The organism is Streptomyces siamensis (genome assembly GCF_039543605.1).
GTDB lineage: Bacteria > Actinomycetota > Actinomycetes > Streptomycetales > Streptomycetaceae > Streptomyces > Streptomyces siamensis.
This window is the reverse complement of the sequence record NZ_BAABKB010000030.1, coordinates 324,157-341,071: the sequence shown is the minus strand read 5'-3', so window position 1 is coordinate 341,071 and position 16,915 is coordinate 324,157. Positions and strand designations below refer to the sequence as shown.

At 71.1% G+C, this 16,915-nt stretch carries 18 protein-coding genes; 13 read left to right on the top strand and 5 right to left on the bottom strand.

Going from position 1 to position 16,915, the window contains the following annotated elements; genetic code table 11:
• The first annotated feature begins 150 nt into the window (after nucleotides 1-150).
• From ABEB03_RS32330 to ABEB03_RS32305, 6 genes are all read left to right on the top strand, one after another.
• The gene (locus tag ABEB03_RS32330; RefSeq protein ID WP_345656370.1) at nucleotides 151-1,365 is read left to right on the top strand and encodes a stearoyl-CoA 9-desaturase; all 1,215 of its coding nucleotides are present in this window, start codon (nucleotides 151-153) and stop codon (nucleotides 1,363-1,365) included.
• 39 nt (nucleotides 1,366-1,404) lie between these two features.
• Nucleotides 1,405-1,875: a cobalamin-dependent protein gene (locus tag ABEB03_RS32325; RefSeq protein ID WP_345656369.1), complete on the top strand. Its 471-nt coding sequence runs from the start codon at nucleotides 1,405-1,407 to the stop codon at nucleotides 1,873-1,875.
• On the top strand, nucleotides 1,872-3,245 hold the full coding sequence (locus ABEB03_RS32320; RefSeq protein WP_345656368.1) for a methylaspartate mutase: 1,374 nt from the start codon (nucleotides 1,872-1,874) through the stop codon (nucleotides 3,243-3,245). Before ABEB03_RS32325 ends, ABEB03_RS32320 begins: the two co-directional genes overlap by 4 nt.
• A gap of 41 nt (nucleotides 3,246-3,286) precedes the next feature.
• Nucleotides 3,287-4,249, top strand: coding sequence for a quinone oxidoreductase family protein (locus ABEB03_RS32315; RefSeq protein WP_345656367.1), 963 nt, complete (start codon nucleotides 3,287-3,289; stop codon nucleotides 4,247-4,249).
• Between the two features lie 44 nt (nucleotides 4,250-4,293).
• The gene (locus tag ABEB03_RS32310; RefSeq protein WP_345656366.1) at nucleotides 4,294-5,601 is read left to right on the top strand and encodes an ATP-grasp domain-containing protein; all 1,308 of its coding nucleotides are present in this window, start codon (nucleotides 4,294-4,296) and stop codon (nucleotides 5,599-5,601) included.
• 97 nt (nucleotides 5,602-5,698) lie between these two features.
• Nucleotides 5,699-6,337 carry a uridine kinase family protein gene (locus tag ABEB03_RS32305; protein ID WP_345656365.1) on the top strand — a complete coding sequence of 213 codons (639 nt, stop codon included), beginning with the start codon at nucleotides 5,699-5,701 and terminating at the stop codon, nucleotides 6,335-6,337.
• Nucleotides 6,338-6,365: 28 nt separating this feature from the next.
• On the opposite strand, the gene ABEB03_RS32300 is transcribed toward ABEB03_RS32305, so the two are convergent.
• Nucleotides 6,366-6,773, bottom strand: a complete 408-nt coding sequence (locus ABEB03_RS32300; RefSeq protein WP_345656364.1) for a peptidase inhibitor family I36 protein — start codon at nucleotides 6,771-6,773, stop codon at nucleotides 6,366-6,368.
• A 216-nt stretch (nucleotides 6,774-6,989) separates the two neighbouring features.
• Between ABEB03_RS32300 and ABEB03_RS32295 the strand changes: the two genes are divergently transcribed.
• A complete protein-coding gene (locus ABEB03_RS32295) occupies nucleotides 6,990-8,015 on the top strand; it encodes a hypothetical protein (RefSeq protein WP_345656363.1) in 1,026 nt (341 codons plus the stop codon).
• Nucleotides 8,016-8,179: 164 nt separating this feature from the next.
• Here ABEB03_RS32295 and ABEB03_RS32290 read toward each other — a convergent pair whose 3' ends face one another.
• Complete coding sequence (locus ABEB03_RS32290) at nucleotides 8,180-8,971, bottom strand: SigE family RNA polymerase sigma factor (RefSeq protein ID WP_095936228.1); 792 nt, start codon at nucleotides 8,969-8,971, stop codon at nucleotides 8,180-8,182.
• 295 nt (nucleotides 8,972-9,266) lie between these two features.
• Here ABEB03_RS32290 and afsQ1 point away from each other — a divergent pair, with 295 nt between their 5' ends.
• The 5 genes from afsQ1 (at nucleotide 9,267) to ABEB03_RS32265 (ending at nucleotide 13,195) form a co-directional block, all read left to right on the top strand.
• On the top strand, nucleotides 9,267-9,944 hold the full coding sequence (gene afsQ1, locus ABEB03_RS32285; protein ID WP_028802973.1) for a two-component system response regulator AfsQ1: 678 nt from the start codon (nucleotides 9,267-9,269) through the stop codon (nucleotides 9,942-9,944).
• Between the two features lie 121 nt (nucleotides 9,945-10,065).
• Nucleotides 10,066-11,637: a HAMP domain-containing sensor histidine kinase gene (locus ABEB03_RS32280; protein ID WP_345656362.1), complete on the top strand. Its 1,572-nt coding sequence runs from the start codon at nucleotides 10,066-10,068 to the stop codon at nucleotides 11,635-11,637.
• On the top strand, nucleotides 11,634-12,260 hold the full coding sequence (locus tag ABEB03_RS32275; protein WP_345656361.1) for a hypothetical protein: 627 nt from the start codon (nucleotides 11,634-11,636) through the stop codon (nucleotides 12,258-12,260). Before ABEB03_RS32280 ends, ABEB03_RS32275 begins: the two co-directional genes overlap by 4 nt.
• 91 nt (nucleotides 12,261-12,351) lie before the next feature.
• A complete protein-coding gene (locus ABEB03_RS32270) occupies nucleotides 12,352-12,903 on the top strand; it encodes a VanZ family protein (protein WP_345656360.1) in 552 nt (183 codons plus the stop codon).
• A 91-nt stretch (nucleotides 12,904-12,994) separates the two neighbouring features.
• Nucleotides 12,995-13,195, top strand: coding sequence for a PspC domain-containing protein (locus tag ABEB03_RS32265; RefSeq protein WP_095936224.1), 201 nt, complete (start codon nucleotides 12,995-12,997; stop codon nucleotides 13,193-13,195).
• A 77-nt stretch (nucleotides 13,196-13,272) separates the two neighbouring features.
• Here ABEB03_RS32265 and ABEB03_RS32260 read toward each other — a convergent pair whose 3' ends face one another.
• Together ABEB03_RS32260 and ABEB03_RS32255 are read right to left on the bottom strand one after the other, a co-directional pair.
• Nucleotides 13,273-13,626, bottom strand: coding sequence for an ATP-binding protein (locus ABEB03_RS32260; RefSeq protein WP_345656359.1), 354 nt, complete (start codon nucleotides 13,624-13,626; stop codon nucleotides 13,273-13,275).
• Nucleotides 13,627-13,765: 139 nt separating this feature from the next.
• Nucleotides 13,766-14,920 (bottom strand): adenosine deaminase, encoded by a 1,155-nt coding sequence (locus ABEB03_RS32255; RefSeq protein ID WP_345656358.1) that lies wholly within the window; start codon nucleotides 14,918-14,920, stop codon nucleotides 13,766-13,768.
• Between the two features lie 113 nt (nucleotides 14,921-15,033).
• Between ABEB03_RS32255 and ABEB03_RS32250 the strand changes: the two genes are divergently transcribed.
• Nucleotides 15,034-15,798, top strand: coding sequence for an alpha/beta hydrolase family protein (locus ABEB03_RS32250; RefSeq protein ID WP_345656357.1), 765 nt, complete (start codon nucleotides 15,034-15,036; stop codon nucleotides 15,796-15,798).
• A 101-nt stretch (nucleotides 15,799-15,899) separates the two neighbouring features.
• Here the strand turns inward: ABEB03_RS32250 and ABEB03_RS32245 are convergent, their stop codons facing one another.
• Nucleotides 15,900-16,850, bottom strand: coding sequence for a LysR family transcriptional regulator (locus ABEB03_RS32245; RefSeq protein WP_345656467.1), 951 nt, complete (start codon nucleotides 16,848-16,850; stop codon nucleotides 15,900-15,902).
• Nucleotides 16,851-16,915: the final 65 nt, after the last annotated feature.

Genomic DNA, 16,915 nt, shown 5'->3' with positions numbered 1-16,915 from the left:
CGCGGATTTCATAAACAGCCGGGCCACCGCACAGCACGCATGCAGTTCATGATTGAAAAAGGTTGACCCCACCGGAGAGTTCCTGTCAGGATCATCGGCGCACCCACGCCGATATCAGGAACTCATAGCTCCCTGACCTCAAGGAGTGCAATGGCAGCCATAGACAGTGGCTACCGGACCGAAGGCATTGCGGATTACTCGGATCCTCGCGAAACCATGCGCGCCCTGCCCCGGTTCACGCAGTATCCACTCACCCTGTTCACCGGAAAACCGCTCGCCGGGCAGAAAGCCCCGCGCTGGTGGACACCCGGTTTCCATCTCGCTTCCGCCGTTTTCTCCATGGCCCTGGGCGTCGCGGTCAGCTGCACCGCCCTGGCCCTCGGATCGCTCTGGCTGCTGCTTCTGCTTCCGGGCTGGGCGATCACCCTGCATGGCATGCGGAACCTGCGCATGATGATCTACCACCAGTGCTCGCACCGGAACATGTACCGCCGCCGGCGGCTCGACGCGGTGATCGGCCGGGCCACCTCGAGCCTGCTGATCATCCAGAACTTCGCCCGCTACAGCCGTGAGCACGTGAGCGACCACCATGCCGCCCACCACATGACGTTGCGCGACCCCACCGTGCAGGCGTTCCTGGTCAGCCTGGATCTGCACCCGGGAATGACCCGCCGGCAGATGTGGCGCCGGGTCCTCGGCAAACTGGTCTCGCCGTGGTTCCACCTCAACTTCACGGTGGCCCGCGCCCGCTCGTTCTGGCACGGCTCGGCCACCTCGGAGAAGGCCGTCTCGCTGACCCTGTACGGCGGCGCGGTGGCCGCCACCGTCGCAACCGGAACCTGGCCGGCGCTGCTGATCGGCTGGTTCGTGCCGCTGCTGCCGCTGTTCCAGGTGAGCAACACCCTGCGGCTGTGCGTGAAGCACACCTTTCCCGAACCCCATCTCGAAGTGCGCCGCGGCAAAGAGTATTTCGGCAGCCTGACCAACGCCATATTCATCGGCGAGGCGGCTCCCGCTCCGGAGCTGCCACCGCTGCGGCGGACCGCCGCCTGGTGCGGCTGGGCGGCCCGTATGTTGTTCGTGCACGCACCCTCGCGTTATCTCGTGCTCACCGGGGACACGGTGGTCCATGATTTCCATCACCGTTATCCGTCCACTCCCAAATGGGCGAACTACATCTTCGAGCGCCAGGCGGACGCGGACCGGGGAAGTCCCGGCTGGGGCCCGTACAAACAGGCCTGGGGCCTGGTTCCCGCCATCAATCTGGTCTTCGACTCACTGTCCGTCGCGGACCCCGAAGAATTCGACATCGCACGGCTGCGTGAAGTCAGCAAGCGGGAATTGTTCGCGGCATTCGACGACTAGCCACTGCGCCATCCGCCCATATTTCACCGGGGGTCATCCATGCGGCACGAAGACACACGATCAGCAGCCCGTCGAGCGGACGCGGCGGCACCCCGCACCGTCATCCTCGGTGTGGCCGCCAGCGACAGCCACGTCGTGGCCAACCACCTCATCGCGCACGCCCTGCGCGCCCGCGGCTTCCACGTCGTCAACCTCGGCACCTGCACCCCGGTGGCCGAGTTCGCCGAGGCCCACGCCGAACACCCCGAGGCCGAGGCCGTGATCATCGGCAGTCTCAACGGACACGCCCACGAGGACCTGCGGGAGCTGCCCGACGCCCGCGCCCGGGGCCAGCTGGGCTGCCCCGTCATCCTCGGCGGCAACCTCTCCGTGGGCAGCCGCAAGGACAGCTCCGACCTCGAACGCCTGCGACAGCTCGGCGTCGACGTCATCCTGTCCGACCCGGAGCTGCTGCCCGCCACCCTGGACGAGCTGCGGGAACGCACCCTGGCGCCCGCCACCGCCTCATGACCGACCCCGGCATCCCGCCCGAACCCGCCGAGCTGCCCTCGCCGGCCGAATCCGTGGCCTATGTGAAGGAGCTGGGCAAGCCGACGGCGGCCGAGGTGCTGCGCGCGGCGCGGACGGACGGGCGCGTCGCCCTCCAGCCGCGCTGCGGCGTCGGCTCGCACGCACAGATGACCACACTCCTTCAGGACCTGGAGCGGCACGCCCGGCCGGACATCCTCACCCTCACCATCGACTCCCACACCCGTCTGAAGCGGTTCGACAACGCCAGGGCCGCCCTGCTGCGCAACCCCGCGGACCTCAACGGCTACCCCCTGGTCACCCACGGGTGGCAACGGGGGCGCCAGTTGAACGAGTCGGTGGCGGCCCCGCTGGAGGTGCGGCACGGCTCCCCCGACGCGCGGCTGCTGTTCGAGACCACGGTGGCGTCCGGCATCACCTCGTTCGAGGGCGGCGGAATCTCGTACAACCTGCCCTACTCCAAGGCCGTTCCGCTCAGCGAGTCGCTGGCGGCCTGGCGGGACGTGGACGCCTTCTGCGGCGACCTCGCCGGGCGCGGACTGGTCGTGGACCGGGAGCTGTTCGGCACGCTGACCGCCGTGCTCGTACCGCCGTCGATCTCCCTGGCGATCAGCGTCCTGGAGGCGGTGGCGGCGACCCGCGAGGGCGTGCGCTGCGTGTCGGTGGCGTACCCGCAGGGCGGGCACTTCGAGCAGGACGTGGCCGCGCTGCGGGCGATCCACTCGCTGGGCGCCCGCTATCTGCCCGCGGACGTCGAAGTGCACGCCGTGCTGCACGAGTTCATGGGCGTCTTCCCCCGCGAGCGGTCGCACGCGGACGACCTGATCCTGTACGGCGCCCTGGTCGCGCGGCTCGGCGGCGCCACCAAGCTGATCACCAAGACGTATCTGGAGGCGTACGGGATTCCCGACACCCGCGCCAACGTCGACGGCCTGCTGCTGGCCTCGCGCGCCAACTCCCCGCTGCTGGACTTCATCGCACTGGACGAGGAACGGATCGAACGGGAAAGGGAGTTGATCCTCAGGGAGGTCGCCGAGATCGTGGAGCCCGTGCTCGCGGCCGGCGACCTGTACAAGTCCATCGCGACCGCCTTCGAGGAGGGACGGCTCGACATCCCGTTCAGTGCCAGCCGTTACGCGCGCTCCGAAGTGATCCCGCGCCGGGCGCCCGACGGTGCCATCCGCTACTTCGCCAGCGGATCGCTGCCGTTCTCCGCCGGCACGCTCCGCCTGAACGAACAGGGCCTCGCCTCGGGCGACGGCGCCCGGATCGGCGACATGGTGAAGGGCCTGACCTCCGACATCAACTACTTCCTGAACGTCTTCGGCGAGACCCCGGCCGTCCCGTCGTGAACCCCGCGCACACCCCGCACCACCAGGAGTTGGCAGAGAAAATGCAGTCCATCCGCGTGAACAAGCCCGGCGACGCCTCCGCACTGCGCCTGGAGGAGACCGGGTCGCCCGGCCCCGGCAGCGGCCAGGTCCTGGTCCGCAACACGGCGGCCGGCGTCAACTTCATCGACGTCTACTACCGCAACGGCACCTATCCCGCCGAGGCGCCCTTCACCCCGGGGCAGGAGGGCGCCGGGGTGGTCGAGGCCGTCGGCGAGGGCGTGACGGCGTTCGCACCGGGCGCGCGGGTCGCGTACGCCACTCAGCTGGGCGCGTACGCCGAGTACACCGTGGTCCCCGAGGACAAGCTGATCCCCGTCCCCGACGGTGTGGAGCTCGCCGACGCCGCCGCCGTCGCCCTCCAGGGCATCGCCGCCCACTACCTCACCCACGAGACGCATCCCGTCGCCGAGGGCGAGACGGTGGTGGTGCTGGCCGCGGCGGGCGGCCTCGGCCGGCTCCTCACGCAGCTGTCCGCGGCCCGCGGGGCGACCGTCGTCGCCGTCGCCTCCACCCCCGACAAGCAGCGCATCGCCCGCGAGGCGGGGGCCCGTCACACCATCGGCTACGAGGACTTCGACGCCTCGGTCCGCGAGCTGACCGACGGCCGCGGCGCCCGGGTGGTGTACGACTCGGTGGGCGCCGCCACCTATCTGAGCAGCCTGCGCAGCCTCGGCCGCCGCGGCACGCTCGCGCTGTGCGGTCTGTCCAGCGGTCCGGTGCCGCCGCTGGACGTCGAGCTGCTGCGCGGCGGCGGATCGCTGTTCCTGACCCGGCCCACGATGAAGGACCACGTGTACGACGCCGAGACGCTGCGCGCGACGGGTGGCGCCGTCTTCGAGCAGGTCGCCGCGGGTGCGCTCACACCGCGTGTGCACGCCGCCCTCCCGCTGGCCGAGGCGGCCGAGGCGCACCGCCTGCTGGAGAGCCGCGCCACGACCGGCAAGCTCCTGCTCACCGTCTGACCCCCGCCCCCTTCACCCTGCCACCCCTCACCACAGGAGCCCAGATGGCCGAGCCGACCAGCCCCCACCTCCTCTTCGTCGGCGGCGCCGGGGACGCCACCCTGGCCGTCGACGTCGTGACGCACGCCCTCACCCAGGCCCGCGCACGCGGCCTGAGCATCCATGTGACCAACCAGGAGGCCACCCTCGCCGCCACCCCCACCGTCACGGAGCTGGCCGACGAGGCCTCCGCCGTGGACTTCGCGCAGCGCGGCGCCAGTGCCGCCTGGGCCCGGGAGCGGGTCGCGGCCGGCGAGCGCTTCGACATCGTCTTCGGCGTGCGCGAGATGGCGCAGGAGGCGGTCGCCGAGGTCGCGGACGCGGTCGACGCTCCCGGCAACGCCTCGGAGGCGGTCCACCGGATCCGCACCAAGGACGAGGCCCGCGCCCACCTGGCCGCCGCCGGGTTCCTCCAGCCGCAGTTCCGGGTCTGCGCCGACGAAGCCGAGGCGGTGGACTTCCTCGCGCGGTCCACCGGACCCTGGGTGGTCAAGCCGCGCGACGCGATGGGCAGCGAGGGCGTGACCCGGATCGACGGCGCCGGGGAACTGCCCGCCGCACTGGACTTCTTGCCGGAACGCGGCGCCTTCATCGTCGAGGAGTTCGTGGAGGGGCCCGAGTACAGCGCGGAGGGCGTCTTCATCGACGGCGCGCCGCACGTCCTCGCCCTCACGTCGAAGGAGCTGCTGCCGCCGCCGAACTTCTTCGAGATCGAGTACGTCATCCCGGCGATCGTCCCGGACACCACCCGCGAGGAGATCGAGAGCCAGGTCACGGCCGCGCTCACCACTCTCGGTCTGCGCTACGGCCAGTTCCACGTGGAGCTGTGGTGGACCGAGCGGGGCGTGGTCCTCGGCGAGGTGCACATCCGCAACGCGGGCGGCTGGATCCACCGCATGCTGCCGTACGTCATCCCCGGCCTGGAGTGGTTCGGTCTGGTCTACGACGACGTCCTGGGCCGCCCGATCGACCGGAGCGCGCTGAAGCCGGTGCGCGGCTCGGCGATCCGTTTCCTGACCCCGCCGTCCGGGCGGCTGATCGCGGTGGAGGGCTGGGACGCGGTGGTGGCGCACCCCGCGGTGATCCACGCCGAGCTGGCCGTCGCCCCCGGCGACGTCATCGAGCCGCACCGCTCGGTCGGCAACCGGGTGGCCCTGATCGCGGTCGGCGCGGACACCCCGCAGGAGGCGCAGGCCCTGGCTCGGAAGCTGGACGCGTCGGTCCGCTTCGTGACGGAGCCGGTGTCCGGACAGGGGGACGAGGCAGTGGCGGGCCAGCAGCCGGAACCGGCCACGGAGCCCGTCACGGGCTGATTCCGGCGGGGCCGGGGCGGGCCCGGAGAGGGGGATAATGTCCTGGAGGCGTCCGACGCGTGGCGAAGCCAGGCCGATTCACAGAAGGTCCAGAACTTTGGGTACCCAGCCCCCGATACCCACCCGTGTGGTGCTGCTCTGCGGCCCCTCCGGCTCCGGGAAGTCCCTTCTCGCGGCGGACTCCGGGCTCCCCGTCCTCCGCCTCGACGACTTCTACAAGGAGGGCACCGACCCGACGCTGCCGCTGGTCGAGGACAGCCAGGACATCGACTGGGACCATCCGCTGTCCTGGGACGCGGACACCGCGGTCGCCGCGATCGAGCAGCTGTGCCGTACGGGAGGGACGACGATCCCCGTGTACGACATCTCACTGAGCGCCCGTACCGGCAGCGAGACGCTGCGCTTCGAGCGGACGCCGCTGTTCATCGCGGAGGGGGTCTTCGCCGCGGAGATCGTGGAGCGCTGCCGGGAGCTGGGTCTGCTGGCGGACGCGCTGTGTCTGTCGCGCGGCCCGGTCACCACGTTCCGCCGCCGGTTCGTGCGCGATCTGCGCGAGGGCCGCAAGTCGGTGCCGTTCCTGCTGCGCCGCGGCTGGCGGCTGATGCGCGCCGAGCGCTCGATCGTGGCGCGCCAGGCGGCTCTGGGCGCGCACCCGTGCGACAAGGCCGAGGCGCTGGGCCGGCTGACCGCCGCTGCCGCCGGACGCCGGGTGCCCGCGCGCCCGACGGCGGCATAGCGGCCCGGCGCCCGGGGGCGCGGGCGGGTCAGCCGCCCGGGCAGCCCGCGGTGGCGCCGGACCAGCAGTGCGAGGACCACTTGTTGTCGTCCGAGCCGGTGAAGTTCGTGGAGGCGCCGGCCGGCACGCCCCACCTGTCGCCCGCCCAGTTGTCCAGCTGGTAGAACCACAGGTTGTTGTCGGGGTCCCTGTTCTTGGCGGCGCTCGCCTTGTTGTCGATGGTGGTCGACGTGCCGTGGAAGACGAGACCGCTGTAGCTCTTCTTGCTGGACAGCGTGTCGTAGATGCCGCCCGAGTAGTCCGCGAGGCGGTAGATGCAGGCTTCGTCCGTGTTGCAGGTGCCGTCGTTGCTGGCCGCCTGCGCGGGGGTCGTCGCGGCGAGGATCGCGGCGACGGACATCGCCGACGCGGCCGCGAGAACGCGTGCGCTTCTCATTCCGTACCCTTCTTTCCGGCGCTGTGGGGCCCACCGCCCGTGCGGGCGGAGAGCGCCGTACTGCGCTCGTGACCCTGGCACACCGACCGGCGCCGTACCGGAACGCGTTCCGGTGAATGGCCGAAAGATCGACGATCACGACCAGAAACCGCATACTCGAACTGTCATTCGCCTGCGGGCACTTGACGGCCGGCGGCACGAGTGATCATCTGAAATATGCTCAACTGGACGAGACCGGCGATCCGTTCGGGGGCGACGATCACCGTGACCGCCGCCGTCGCGCTCCTCGCCACCGCCTGCTCCTCGGGCGAGCAGGACCGGGGCGGACACGACGGGCGGGACGGCGAGGACACCACGCCCGCGGTCGCCACCTCCTTCGCCCACGCCCCGAAGGCGTACCCCCTGGACGCCTACCTCCCGGACGCGCGGGAGACCGATGCCGTCGACCGCGCCGTCTCCGTCCTGGCCCGCGCCTGCATGAAGAAGTACGGCGTGAGCCGGCCCGCCTACCAGGCGCCCGCCGGTGAACTGCCGCCCAACGCACGCAAGTACGGGCCCACGGACCTGGAGTCGGTCCGCGTCTACGGCTACAAGCCGCCGCTGCCCGACGGCGTCACCAAGCGGCAGGCCGTGGCGGCGCAGCAGCGGAGCGCGGCACAGGAGCGGACGATCACGCCCGCCGCGAAGGCCGTCTACACCGGTACCGCACAGCTGGCCGACAAGAGGAGCGGAACGGCCGCGGCCGCGGTGCCGGACGGGGTGCCCGAGGGCGGCTGCCACGGCGCGGCCCAGCGCGCCGCCCTGGCCGACCGGGCCACCGATGACCTGATGGTCGTTCAGAAACTCTTCCTCGATGCCTCCGCCACCACCCGCGAGGACGCCGCGGTCCGCGCCCTCGACAAGCGGTGGAGCGCCTGCATGGGCAGGTCCGGGTTGCGCTATCCCGACCCGCTCTCCGCGGTCGACGACGCCACCTGGCGCAGCCTGCGGACGAGCCCGGACGGTCCGCACCCGGGCTTCCCCGCTCCCTCGGCCGAGGAGATCAGGACGGCGGAGGCCGACGTGCGCTGCAAGAGCGCCACCGACTACGTGGTGACGCGTCACGACATCGAGTCGGGGCACCAGAAGCGGCTGATCGGGCAGCACGAGAAGGCGCTGGCCGCGGTCGCGGAACGCAAGCGGCGCATGGTCGAGCGGTCGCGGTCGGTCCTCGCGGACGCGAGACGGAAGAAGACCGAATAGCCCGGCGAACGCGGACACACGAAAAGAGGTCCAGGCGAACCCCCCGTCCGCCTGGACCTTCTCCCGTTTCCCCCGTGGTCCCCGTTCCCCCGTGACCCCGTTGGTTCCCCCCGGCACCACTCCCCCGAGTGCTGCCCCTTTCCCCTTGCGTTCCCCCCAGGCCTTCAGGCGACGAGCTCCCCGAAGGACTCCTCCTCGTCACGGCCGAAGCTGAGGACCTCGTCCTCGCGCAGCCGGCGGAGGGACCGCCAGATGCTCGACTTCACCGTGCCGACACTGATGTCGAGGATGTCCGCGATCTCCGGATCGGTGCGGCCCTCGTAGTAACGGAGGACCAGCATCGTCCGCTGGAGCTCCGGCAGCCGGGCGAGCGCCTGCCACAGCACGGCGCGCAGCTCGGTGCCGCGCATCGCGTCCGTGTCACCGGCCGTCTCCGGCAGTTCCTCGGTCGGGTACTCGTTCAGCTTGCGGCGGCGCCACGCGCTGATGTGCAGGTTCGTCATGGTGCGGCGGAGGTAGCCCCCGACCGCGGCCTTGTCGCTGATCCGGTCCCAGGCCTTGTACGTCGAGAACAGCGCGCTCTGCAGCAGGTCCTCGGCCTCGAAACGGTCACCGGTGAGGTGATAGGCGGTTGCGTACAGGGAGGCACGACGCTCCTGGACGTAGGCGGTGAACGCCGCTTCCGCATTCGCCGTCTCCGCCGTCTGGCGGCGTTCCCCCGTGCCCTCCCCGTACGCGGCTCCCCCGTGAGCCTTCCCCCCGGCAGCGCCCGCGGCGGATGCCGCGGGGCTCTCCCCCGTGAAGGCGTCAACCACCGTCATGTACGCGGTGTGCTGACGCCCGGTGCCGCGAGCGCACCCCCGCCCGCTCACGGCACCGGACTTCTCCGTGACCCGGGTGACGTCGTGCAGACGCGTGACAACTGCGCTAGTGCTGGTGCTGTGCAGCGTGTTCATCTCGCGCCCCCCGTCGTGGAGTCCCGGTTCTTCGGTTCGTTCGCCGTACTGCCTTGCTCGTGTCGAAAAGCTTGCCCGGGGCACTTCATGGCCGTGTCCGCCGACTGTCACAGACCTGTCACAGGGCCCGTCCGTGGGCGCGCCACAGGCCGATCACGGAGAAGAGCGGTACGACTACGCAGATGACCACTCGGACCCTCCTCGCCACGCGGGAGGGCCCTCCTTCTGTGCGGGAGATGGATGGGAGCGCTCCAACGGTCGATACCCGGCCATGACATGGGCCAGAATGACGTTCGTGCCTTCCCTGTTGCTGATCGAGGACGACGACGCCATCCGTACGGCCCTGGAGCTCTCTTTGACGCGCCAGGGACACCGTGTGGCCACCGCTGCCACCGGCGAGGACGGTCTGAAGCTGCTGCGCGAGCAGCGGCCGGACCTGATCGTGCTGGATGTGATGCTGCCCGGCATCGACGGATTCGAGGTGTGCCGGCGCATCCGGCGCACCGACCAGCTGCCGATCATCCTGCTGACCGCGCGCAGCGACGACATCGACGTCGTGGTCGGTCTGGAGTCCGGCGCCGACGACTATGTCGTCAAGCCCGTGCAGGGCCGGGTGCTCGACGCCCGTATCCGTGCCGTGCTGCGACGCGGCGAGCGTGAGGCCAACGACTCGGCCACGTTCGGCTCGCTGGTCATCGACCGTGCCGCGATGACGGTCACCAAGAACGGTGAGGACCTCCAACTGACGCCCACCGAGCTGCGGTTGCTGTTGGAGCTGAGCCGCCGTCCCGGTCAGGCGCTGTCCCGCCAGCAGTTGCTGCGTCTGGTGTGGGAGCACGACTACCTGGGCGACTCGCGGCTCGTCGACGCGTGTGTGCAGCGGCTGCGCGCCAAGGTCGAGGACGTCCCCTCCTCCCCCACCCTGATCCGCACCGTGCGGGGCGTCGGCTACCGCCTGGACTCTCCGTCGTGAGCGACGCGAGGGCGGCCGTCGGGCCGCGCCCCGGCGGAGGCCGTCGTCGAACCCTGCGCGCACCGGGACCGCAGATCGTGTCCGTGCGCCGCACGCGCGGGGAAGCGAGCGTTCGGACACCGTGACCAAACCGCAGGACAAGCTCCGCGGCTGGGCCGCGGCGCGCAAGGCGCTGCTGTCCGGCCTGCGTTTCACCAGCCTGCGGCTGCGGCTGGTCGTGGTGTTCGGGCTGGTCGCGCTGACGGCCGCCGTGTCGGCGTCAGGCATCGCGTACTGGCTCAACCGCGAGGCCGTGCTGACGCGTACGCAGGACGCGGTGCTGCGCGACTTCCAGCAGGAGATGCGCAATCACGCGAGCATGCTGCCGGTGCACCCCGGGCAGGACGAACTCCAGCGCACGGCGGGGCAGATGGCCAACAGCAGCCAGCGCTTCAGCGTGCTCCTGGTCGCCGAGGACAGTGCGGGCAAGACCGTCGTCGGCAACTCCGCGCTGGACACCTTCACGCTGGAGGACGTGCCCGAGTCCCTGCAGAAGGCGGTCAACAGGAAGCAGCCGCTGAACTCGAACAACAAGTCCGAGTACCACCTGTACTGGCAGCGCGTCACCGACAACGACAAGCCGTACCTCGTGGGCGGTGCCAAGGTGATCGGCGGCACCACCACCGGCTACATGCTCAAGTCCCTCGAACCCGAGGCGAAGGACCTGAACTCGCTCGCGTGGTCCCTGGGCATCGCCACCGGCCTCGCGCTGATCGGCTCCGCGCTGCTCGCCCAGGCCGCAGCGACCACGGTCCTCAAGCCCGTGCACCGTCTGGGCATCGCGGCCCGCCGCCTCGGCGAGGGCAAGCTCGACACCCGGCTGCGGGTCTCCGGCACCGACGAACTCGCCGACCTGTCGCGGACGTTCAACCGTACGGCGGAAGCACTGGAGAAACGGGTCGCGGACATGAGCGCCCGGGACGAGGCCTCGCGCCGCTTCGTGGCGGACATGTCGCACGAACTGCGGACGCCGCTGACGGCGATCACGGCCGTCACCGAGGTCCTGGAGGAGGAGCTCGACGCGGAGACCGGCAGCGTCGACCCGATGATCGAGCCGGCCGTGCGCCTCGTCGTCAGCGAGACCCGCAGACTCGGCGACCTCGTCGAGAACCTGATGGAGGTCACCCGTTTCGACGCGGGCACCGCGCGCCTCGTCCTCGACGACGTGGACATCGCCGACCAGATCACGGCGTGCATCGACGCGCGGGCCTGGCTGGACGCGGTGGACCTGGACGCGGAGCGCGGCATCATGGCGCGCCTCGACCCGCGCCGCCTCGACGTCATCCTGGCGAACCTGATCGGCAACGCCCTCAAGCACGGCGGATCGCCGGTGCGGGTGGCCGTGCGGCTGGAGGGCGAGGAACTGGTCATCGAGGTGCGGGACCACGGTCCGGGCATCCCCGAGGACGTCCTGCCGCACGTCTTCGACCGCTTCTACAAGGCGAGCGCGTCGCGCCCGCGCTCCGAGGGCAGCGGTCTCGGACTGTCCATCGCCCTGGAGAACGCGCACATCCACGGCGGCGAGATCACCGCGGCGAACTCCCCCGAGACAGGCGCGGTGTTCACGCTGCGCCTGCCCCAGGACGCGTCGGAGCTGCTCGCCGACGACCCCCGCGACAGGAACGGGAACGGCACGGAAGGCACCGCCGGATGACCACCGCACGACCCCTCCGCCGGCGTGGCGTACGCCCCTGGCTGGCCGTCCCGCTGCTCGCCGCGCTGCTCACGGGCTGCGGCATCCGCTCCACCCAGGTCCCCACGGACTTCGGCCCGGCGCCGTCGCGGGTGCCGTGCGCCCTGTCGGGCACCGACATCTCCACCCAGTCCTCGCGGGGGGTGCCGGTCCAGGTCTTCCTGCTGTGCTCGGCCCAGTTGGTCACCGTCGACCGGTCGGTCCGCATCCCGGACGGGACCGCGGAGGCGGCGCGCCGCGTCCTGGTCGCCCAGGGGCTCCTCGACGAGCTGGCCGAGACGCCCTCCCCGACCGAGCAGCAGGCCGGCTACACCACGGACGTCCGCGGCGGCATGACGGTCGGTGGTCCCCGGGGCAGGGATCCCGAGGACACGCTCCGGCTGAGCACCCCGCCGGAGAACCTCACCCGGGCGGCGCTGGCCCAGATCGTCTGCACCTTCGCCGACTCTGCCGCGGCGGAGGACGACGGTTCGGTGATCCTCGGCGGTCCCGTGCCGGCCCCGCTGCGCAGCTACCAGTGCACCCCCGAGGTCCGCTCCGATCCCGGCACCAACGCGCCCCCGTCGTCGGCGGTCGAGGGCTAGGGATTCCCCCGGCCGGGCGGGGCGGGAGTCCGGACGGGTCGAAAACCTGTCGCCCGGAACCGATCGTGCCGGGCGCCGCGTCTTGGGGGTCGTGCAGCGTCAAGGCTCAGACGGCGGCAGTGCCGTGACCCGCGTCCGTGTGGCAGGAGGTGTCCTCCTCGTCGCACACCTCGCCCTCGTCGCCTGGATCACACTGCGCCCCCTGGACGTCCCCTGGGTGAGCGCCGCCAATCTGCGGCCGTTCGCGGGGATCAGAGCCGACCTGGCGCTGGGCCCCCGGGAGGCGACCCGCCGCATCGCCGAGGGGGTCGGTCTGCTCGCCCCGCTCGGGGTGCTGCTTCCCCTGGCCGGCGGCAAGCTGGCCGTCTCGCGTCTCGGCTCCCTGGCCCGTACGGTCGCCGCGGGCGCCCTGATCTCGCTGGGCATCGAGCTCCTGCAGACCGGCGTACCCGGGCAGGTCGTGGACGTCGACTCCATGCTGCTCAACACGGTGGGCGTGGCCCTCGCCCACCTCGCCGTCGTACCCGCGGCCCGTGCCCGGCTCCGCCGACGGGTCGAGACCCGCGACGGAGCGGCCCTTCCCCGGGAGGACACGGCTCAGGGTCGGACCCCGACGATTCCCAGGGTCGGGATCGCACCGTAGAGCGAGGCCTGTCCCGCTTCGTCCGCGTACCGTCGAAGACATCGAAGGCCGGAGAGTCCGGCACTCGGAGACGGTTCGCGAAGGAGCCACCATGACCGCCCTTGCCCGCCCCACGAACGGCCGCATGATCGGCGGAGTGTGCGCCGCGCTGGCACGGCGCTTCGGCACCTCCGCGACCACGATGCGCGTCATCTTCCTGGTGTCGTGCCTGCTGCCCGGCCCGCAGTTCCTGCTCTACATAGCGCTGTGGATCCTGTTCCCGTCCGAGGACAAGGCCCGCACCGCCTGGTGAGCCGCCGCCTGCGCACGCGCCGATGGGGCGCACCCCAACCGGGGTGCGCCCCATCGGCGTTGTGCACACGGCCGGCGTCAGCCGATCGGCAGACCGTTCACCGGGAGGCCGTGGGTGGGCAGTCCCTGCACCGGCAGGCCTCCGAGCAGTCCGGCCACCGGCGCGGTGGGCCCGTCGGCGAGAAGCTTCGCCGCGGCGGGCTGTGCGGCTGCCACACCCGTGCCGAGCGCGCTCTGCCCCTGGGTGAGCGCCTCACCGGCACCGGGCAGCGCCTTGGCGACGTTCTCGGCGGGCAGGGTCTGGGTGACCGTGTCCAGCGCCGCGGAGGTGTCCGGCACGGCCGGCGCCGCGTTGGCGGCACCCGCGCCGGCCGCGGCGAAGGCGGCACCGAGAGCGGCGACACCGAGGGTCTTGGCAGCAGACTGCTTCATTTCTAACGCGTCCTTGGATCCGTGAGACGGGGTGAGCGGTCCAAAAACGTAAACACGCGAGGCAACGCGTCGCAAACATCGAAAAACGGCCGAGTCATGGAGATGGGGTGAAGACCCGGCCGCCTCCCGACCCCTCCCATCAGGTCTGATTCGTCGCAGAACCGCTGGTGGAGGCGGTCTGCTGGAACAGCCATTCGGACTTCAGTTCTGCATATCCGGGCTTGATCACGTCATTGATCATGGCCAGTCGTTCATCGAAAGGAATGAATGCTGACTTCATAGCATTGACCGAGAACCATTGCATGTCGTCGAGCGTGTAACCGAATGCGTCGACAAGGTGCTCGAATTCACGGGTCATGCTCGTACCGGACATGAGCCGGTTGTCGGTGTTCACCGTCGCGCGGAAGTGCAGCCGTCGCAGCAGTCCGATCGGATGGGCGCCGTACGAGTCGGCGGCACCGGTCTGCAGGTTGGAGCTGGGGCACAGCTCCAGCGGGATGCGCTTGTCGCGGACGTACGAGGCCAGTCGCCCGAGCTCCACCGAGCCGTCCTCGCGCACCTGGATGTCGTCGATGATCCGGACGCCGTGGCCGAGCCGGTCGGCGCCGCACCACTGGAGGGCCTGCCAGATGGAGGGCAGCCCGAAGGCCTCGCCGGCGTGGATGGTGAAGTGGTTGTTCTCGCGCTTGAGGTACTCGAAGGCGTCGAGGTGCCGGGTGGGCGGGTAGCCGGCCTCGGCACCGGCGATGTCGAACCCGACGACGCCCAAGTCGCGGTAGCGGTTGGCCAGTTCCGCGATCTCCAGGGCGCGGGCCGCGTGCCGCATGGCGGTCAGCAGCGCGCCGACCCTGATCCGGTGGCCGTTCTCCCGCGCGCGGCGCTCCCCTTCCCGGAAGCCCTCGTTGACCGCCTCGACGACCTCTTCGAGGGTGAGACCGCTCTCCAGGTGCTGCTCGGGCGCGTAGCGGACCTCGGCGTAGACGACGCCGTCCGCGGCGAGGTCCTCGGCGCACTCGGCGGCGACCCGGACGAGGGCGTCCCGGGTCTGCATGACGGCGCACGTGTGGGCGAAGGTCTCCAGGTACCGCTCCAGGGAGCCGGAGTCCGCGGCCTCGCGGAACCAGACGCCGAGCTTTTCGGGATCGGTCTCGGGGAGACCGGAGTACCCCGTCTCCTCGGCGAGTTCGACGATCGTGCGGGGGCGCAGGCCCCCGTCGAGGTGGTCGTGCAGCAGCACCTTGGGCGCCCGGCGGATCTGTTCCGAGCTCGGCGTGTTCTGGATCTGGCTCGTCATTTCCGCACTGTAGCCCCTACGCGCGTAGAACTCCTGTTGTACGAACCCGTCGATACGTAACGGTGACCGTGCGGACGGGTGGCGTACACCATGGCTTCTGACACTGTTCTGTCATGGCACAGCAAGCGACGCCGGTTCGCACGGCCCGGCTGGGGAGGGCGCTCGGCCCGGAGCCGACGGCGGTCAGCGCAGTGGTTCTGCTGCTCCCGGGCGGCGAGGAGACCTCCGCCCGCAGGCCGTCCCCCATGATGGCGAGCGCCTCGGTCCGGGCGCTGGGGCGCCGCCTCACCCGCGCCGGACAGGCGGACGGACTGGTCACGCACGTGGTGCACTACCGGTTTCGCGGCTGGAACGGCAGCGAGGCGCACCTGGCGCGCGACGCCTCCTGGGCCGTCGACGAGGTCGTACGCCGCTACGGCGACGTCTCCGTCTGCCTCGTCGGCATCGGCATGGGCGGCCGGGCGGCGCTGCGCTCGGCCGGTCACTCCGCCGTCAACTCCGTCCTGGCACTGGCCCCTTGGCTGCCCGAGGAGGACGTGGCGGCGCCACCCGAACCGGTGAAGCAGCTGGCCGGCCGGCGGGTGCTGATCGTGCACGGCACCAAAGACGAACGCACCGACCCGGAGCTGTCCTTCCGGCTCGCGGCGCGCGCCAAGAAGGCCAACCGCGACATCTGCCGCTTCGAGGTCCACGCCGACGGACACGCCCTGCACCAGTACCGGAACGAAGTCCTCGCCCTGGCCGAGGACTTCGTGCTGGGCACCCTGTTCGGGCACGCCTTCTCCCGGCCCGTGGAGGACGCGCTCGCGGCGCCGCCGCCGCTGGGTCTGCGGATGCCGCTGGCGGCGGGTTTCGGGCAGTCGCTGAAGCGGCGCTGAGGTTCCTGCCGTCCCTGCCGTCTCCGCCGGCCGGGAGCCGGCGCGGGCTCCCGGCCGGGACGCCGTCCGGGCGCGGTCCGGCCGGACCGCCGGGTGCCCGGTCAGTCCGGCAGGAGATGACCCCGCCGGGACAGCAGGAACCTCTTGAACGCGGCCACCGGCGGCGTGTCCGGGTGGCCGTCCAGCCAGGCCACCCCGATCTCGCGCACGGCGCGCGGAGCGGTGACGGTGAGTTCGACGACGCCCGGCCGGGCCACGGCCGGCGGCGGCAGCAGGGCCACGCCGAGGTCGGCGGCCACCAGCCCGCGGAGCGTCTCGGTCTCCTCCCCCTCGAAGGCGATCCGCGGTTTGAAGCCGGCTTCCCGGCACAGGTCGTCGGTGATGCGGCGCAGCCCGTAGCCGGGTTCGAGGGTCACGAAGGTCTCGTCCGCGGCCTCGGCGAGACGGATGCGCTTGCGGGAGGCGAGCCGGTGGTCGGCCGGCACCACGAGCCGCAGCTTCTGCTCGTCGAGACGGCGGGCCACCAGATCGGGCGCGTCCGGCACGGGCGAGGTGAGGCACAGGTCCAGCTCTCCCGAGCGCAGCCGCTCCAGCATCGCCTCGCCGTAGTTCTGGACGAGACTGAAGCGGACGCGGGGGTGATCGGCGCGGAAGGCGCGGATCAGTCCCGGAACGGTCTCCGACCCCATGGTGTGCAGGAAGCCGAAGGCGACCTTGCCGGTGGCCGGGTCGGCGTCCGCCCGCACCTCGTCGGCGGCGCGCTCGATCTCGGACAGGGCGCGCTCGACGGAGGAGAGGAAGGTGCGGCCCGCCGGCGTCAGCGACACCGTACGGCCGCGGCGGGCGAACAGGTCGACGCCCAGGTCCTGTTCGAGCCTCACCATGGCCCGCGACAGCGTCGACTGCGGGACCCGCATCTCCTGGGCGGCCCGGGTCACATGCTCGATGCGGGCGACCCCGGCGAAGTACGCGAGGCGTGGCGCGAGCACCGCCGCGATGTCTTCTGTGTCACTGGACGGTGACAGGCGCGTCTCTGACCTCTTCTCATGCATCACAGGAACGATTATGACGATTCCATGCATTGGACGGATGAGCTGCGGCTGCTTAGTTTCGAGGT

Excerpts from the sequence above, each read along its gene's own strand:
- ABEB03_RS32260 (WP_345656359.1), bottom strand. The coding sequence starts at position 13,626 with ATGAAGCAGTCTGCTGCCAAGACCCTCGGTGTCGCCGCTCTCGGTGCC.
- ABEB03_RS32245 (WP_345656467.1), bottom strand. The coding sequence starts at position 16,850 with ATGCATGAGAAGAGGTCAGAGACGCGCCTGTCACCGTCCAGTGACACA.
- ABEB03_RS32255 (WP_345656358.1), bottom strand. The coding sequence starts at position 14,920 with ATGACGAGCCAGATCCAGAACACGCCGAGCTCGGAACAGATCCGCCGG.
- ABEB03_RS32300 (WP_345656364.1), bottom strand. The coding sequence starts at position 6,773 with ATGAGAAGCGCACGCGTTCTCGCGGCCGCGTCGGCGATGTCCGTCGCC.
- ABEB03_RS32290 (WP_095936228.1), bottom strand. The coding sequence starts at position 8,971 with ATGAACACGCTGCACAGCACCAGCACTAGCGCAGTTGTCACGCGTCTG.
- ABEB03_RS32310 (WP_345656366.1), top strand. The coding sequence starts at position 4,294 with ATGGCCGAGCCGACCAGCCCCCACCTCCTCTTCGTCGGCGGCGCCGGG.
- ABEB03_RS32315 (WP_345656367.1), top strand. The coding sequence starts at position 3,287 with ATGCAGTCCATCCGCGTGAACAAGCCCGGCGACGCCTCCGCACTGCGC.
- ABEB03_RS32265 (WP_095936224.1), top strand. The coding sequence starts at position 12,995 with ATGACCGCCCTTGCCCGCCCCACGAACGGCCGCATGATCGGCGGAGTG.
- ABEB03_RS32330 (WP_345656370.1), top strand. The coding sequence starts at position 151 with ATGGCAGCCATAGACAGTGGCTACCGGACCGAAGGCATTGCGGATTAC.
- ABEB03_RS32320 (WP_345656368.1), top strand. The coding sequence starts at position 1,872 with ATGACCGACCCCGGCATCCCGCCCGAACCCGCCGAGCTGCCCTCGCCG.
- ABEB03_RS32250 (WP_345656357.1), top strand. The coding sequence starts at position 15,034 with ATGGCACAGCAAGCGACGCCGGTTCGCACGGCCCGGCTGGGGAGGGCG.
- ABEB03_RS32295 (WP_345656363.1), top strand. The coding sequence starts at position 6,990 with ATGCTCAACTGGACGAGACCGGCGATCCGTTCGGGGGCGACGATCACC.
- ABEB03_RS32325 (WP_345656369.1), top strand. The coding sequence starts at position 1,405 with ATGCGGCACGAAGACACACGATCAGCAGCCCGTCGAGCGGACGCGGCG.
- ABEB03_RS32275 (WP_345656361.1), top strand. The coding sequence starts at position 11,634 with ATGACCACCGCACGACCCCTCCGCCGGCGTGGCGTACGCCCCTGGCTG.